This is a genomic window from uncultured Methanobrevibacter sp. (assembly GCF_937898925.1).
Lineage (GTDB): Archaea > Methanobacteriota > Methanobacteria > Methanobacteriales > Methanobacteriaceae > Methanobrevibacter.
In genome coordinates this window covers 1-2,984 of the sequence record NZ_CALDKF010000107.1, presented here as the reverse complement: position 1 = coordinate 2,984, position 2,984 = coordinate 1, and the positions used below count along the sequence as shown (strand labels likewise).

At 30.2% G+C, this 2,984-nt stretch carries 4 protein-coding genes; 1 reads left to right on the top strand and 3 read right to left on the bottom strand.

Annotated features, from left to right (window positions below):
• The 3 genes from Q0409_RS08970 to Q0409_RS08960 form a co-directional block, all read right to left on the bottom strand.
• The coding region (locus Q0409_RS08970; RefSeq protein ID WP_298537275.1) for a hypothetical protein at positions 1 to 583 on the bottom strand (583 nt) is incomplete at its 3' end.
• Positions 584 to 594: 11 nt separating this feature from the next.
• The gene (locus Q0409_RS08965; protein WP_298537273.1) at positions 595 to 1,500 is read right to left on the bottom strand and encodes a hypothetical protein; all 906 of its coding nucleotides are present in this window, start codon (positions 1,498 to 1,500) and stop codon (positions 595 to 597) included.
• Positions 1,501 to 1,566: 66 nt separating this feature from the next.
• Positions 1,567 to 1,932, bottom strand: coding sequence for a MutH/Sau3AI family endonuclease (locus Q0409_RS08960; RefSeq protein ID WP_298537270.1), 366 nt, complete (start codon positions 1,930 to 1,932; stop codon positions 1,567 to 1,569).
• 147 nt (positions 1,933 to 2,079) lie between these two features.
• Between Q0409_RS08960 and dcm the strand changes: the two genes are divergently transcribed.
• The coding region (gene dcm, locus Q0409_RS08955) for a DNA cytosine methyltransferase (protein ID WP_298537267.1) at positions 2,080 to 2,984 on the top strand (905 nt) is incomplete at its 3' end.

The window sequence follows — 2,984 nt, the reverse complement described above, 5'->3', positions numbered from 1 at the left end:
TTTTATAGAACTCTGCCAATCTTAGGATAGATTTTTCATTAAGCTTTCCTTCCTTATTTGAAAAGGAACCCAATGCATTAAATTTCTTAAATCCTTTTGTAAAATAATTGTCATATGCAGGAACACAACCTAATGTTCCCAATAATATTTTAGTTATTAAAATATCGGATATTTTTTCATCTTTATCCTTTTGGCTGATTTTTCTATAATGATTTCTTAAAAAGCTATTTAGTTTTTCCATTTTTTCTAAATTTTCGCCATTGAGTTCATTGAATTTTATGGCCAATAGGCTATCATATTCCTCTTTAATTATTTCTTTTACAGCTTCTTCATGTATTTTATAATCCTTTTGCAATAAAAATGATGATCCTCTATACATTCCCCAACTTGCAAGGTAAAAGGATAGATGGATTGATAATTTGTCTATGTCTGGGTTGGTTTTTTCTCTTTCTTCACAGAAAATGCGATAGTTATGTTCCCAGGATTTAAATCTATGGTTAGGTACAAAGTTTTCACTGTTTTTGTCTATTTTTTCATAGAATGTCTCTGTGTTTTTGATAAATTCTTTTATTAATTCATCCATCTTTAATCACTTTATGATTTTTTCTCAAACAATATTCCCTTATTCAAAAAGAAGCAGGTTTTAGTTGTATCCTTATTAAAAAAGGTATTATAAGCATCATCACTTTTTTGTCCTTTAGGCCCTATTTCCAATATCTGATTTTCAAATGAATTTGGATAAGGAAGCAGACTCACATCTTCTTTTTCAATTGCTTCTTTTACCATATTATAAGACATTTCCATAGAATCTAAATTATCATCATTGAAACTGATTCTATTAACTCCTTCTAATATTCTTTCTCCATTTTTAGATCCTGCTTTCGGTTCTTTCCATAGAATATTCAATATAGTTGTTTCATCGAAGAATAGTTTCCAATAGGAATCTTCCCAAGTGTCTTCAAATTCACTTAAAGTCAGGTTTCTAAAAGACATTCTTTCCCTATATGTTCCTTTTGGAGTTATTGGTGAATTTTTGATAATGAAACTTGTTTTCTTGAATAAATCATCTTTTTCTGCAAGTTCATCATCTTTTCCAATGATTTTATCAGTTATCATTTTATTGAGATTCTTTGGTATTTTTTCCTTGTATGTTTGTCCAGTTATTTCCTCTAAAATCTCAAGTTGGCTTTTTCCAATATACGGCCGTAATTTAGCTAAAACGTACTCTTCAACAGTTTTAAATTCATTTGTATCAAAGCTAATGGTTGTTCCTATACTGTTTAGGATACCGCTCATGTATGAATTTTTTAGTGAATATGCTCTTGGCTTTGCAGGTATAGTAGAGTTAGGTTGAGTTGTTCTGTCTTTAGATGTTCTAGCTTTAGTGCAAGCCCCAAGGTATGATGTATCACTTTCAGACAATTCATGAGCACGGCCATCTTTTACCTTTTGTTTTATGATGTAAAAGTCATTTTTAATTGTTTCTTCATCTTTGCTCATATCATATAATTGGTAATCGGTAATTAGGAAATCTCCAATATCCTTTCCTTTTTCATAGAAACCTCCTTACCAGATGAATAGGATTTTTTTATTTTTATAGATTAATTTGCTGTATTCATATTCTTCATTGACTATTTTATTGAAGTCAATTTTGCTTAGGGAAACTCTTTCTTTTGCTGATTTTTCACCTTTTTTGTTCTTTTTATAACCTGTTACTTTTAATTCAACTCCAATTTTATCAAAATCAGCTTGAGGATTACTGTTAATAGGATATTTATAGAAACCACTTTCTACAACATGGCCTAATATTCCTTTATTTCTCTTTAGATTAGTGGCGTTTTCAAGTAGGTGTTTAGAATCTATTTCCTTAAATGTCTTGCCTTTAATTGCTTCTGTATAGTGAAGTAATTCCTCAATTGTATTGAATTTCATATTTTAATCCCCTTACTTAATATTTTGTTTTATAGTTAATTATACATAAAACTATTAGTTTTCATTTGCTCCCATTGATTGTTTAAATATAAAAATTAAATTAAATATATAAATCAAAATTTATAAAATATTATAAGAGGAATTTTTATGGATAAAACAGTAGTAGAATTATTTGCAGGTGTAGGTGGATTCCGTTGTGGATTCAATCACGTAAGCCTAAAGGATGGAAAAGTCCACGAAGAAGACAATTGGGACTTTGTTTGGGCTAATCAATGGGAACCTTCCACTAAATCACAAGCTGCATTTGATTGTTATGTTGAAAGATTCGGTGAATCTGAAAATCATGTAAATGAGGACATAGCTACTGTTGATAAAAAGACAATTCCTAATCACACTCTTCTTGTAGGAGGATTCCCTTGCCAGGATTATTCAGTTGCTCGTTCTTTATCTGGTGGAAAGGGAATAGAAGGTAAAAAGGGAGTGCTTTGGTGGCAAATAGCCGAAGTTCTAGAGGAAAAAAGACCTCCTTTTGTTCTTTTGGAAAATGTTGATAGGTTGTTACGTTCACCTGCTACTCAAAGAGGAAGAGCCTTTGGTGTAATGCTTAGGACTCTACTTGATAATGGTTATTCTGTTGAATGGAGAGTAATCAATGCTGCAGAATATGGATTCCCACAAAAGAGAAGAAGAGTATTTATTTTTGCTTATCATAAGTCTACCAACTATTATAAAAAGATGGATAATGTAGATTATGAGGATTTAATTTACAAAGAAGGAATTTTTGCTAAGAATTTCCCAATTAAATTTAACACTGATAAGAATTTAGATGGGAAAGAAGTTTCCATTGATGAATTTGGCCAATCTTCAATCAAAAAGAAGGATTTTAAAGATCTTGTAGCTATTAGTGATGATTTTGAATTCCATTTCTTTAATTCTGGTCTTATGCATAAAGGAAATATTTACACTTATAAGACTTCTCCTGTAGAATGTGAAGATGTGACTACTTTAGGAGACATAATGGAAAAAGGAGAAGTTGATGAAAAATATTATTT

What these genes read in the sequence shown, in the direction of transcription:
- Q0409_RS08960 (WP_298537270.1), bottom strand. Translation starts at nt 1,932, where the DNA reads ATGAAATTCAATACAATTGAGGAATTACTTCACTATACAGAAGCAATT.
- Q0409_RS08965 (WP_298537273.1), bottom strand. Translation starts at nt 1,500, where the DNA reads ATGAGCAAAGATGAAGAAACAATTAAAAATGACTTTTACATCATAAAA.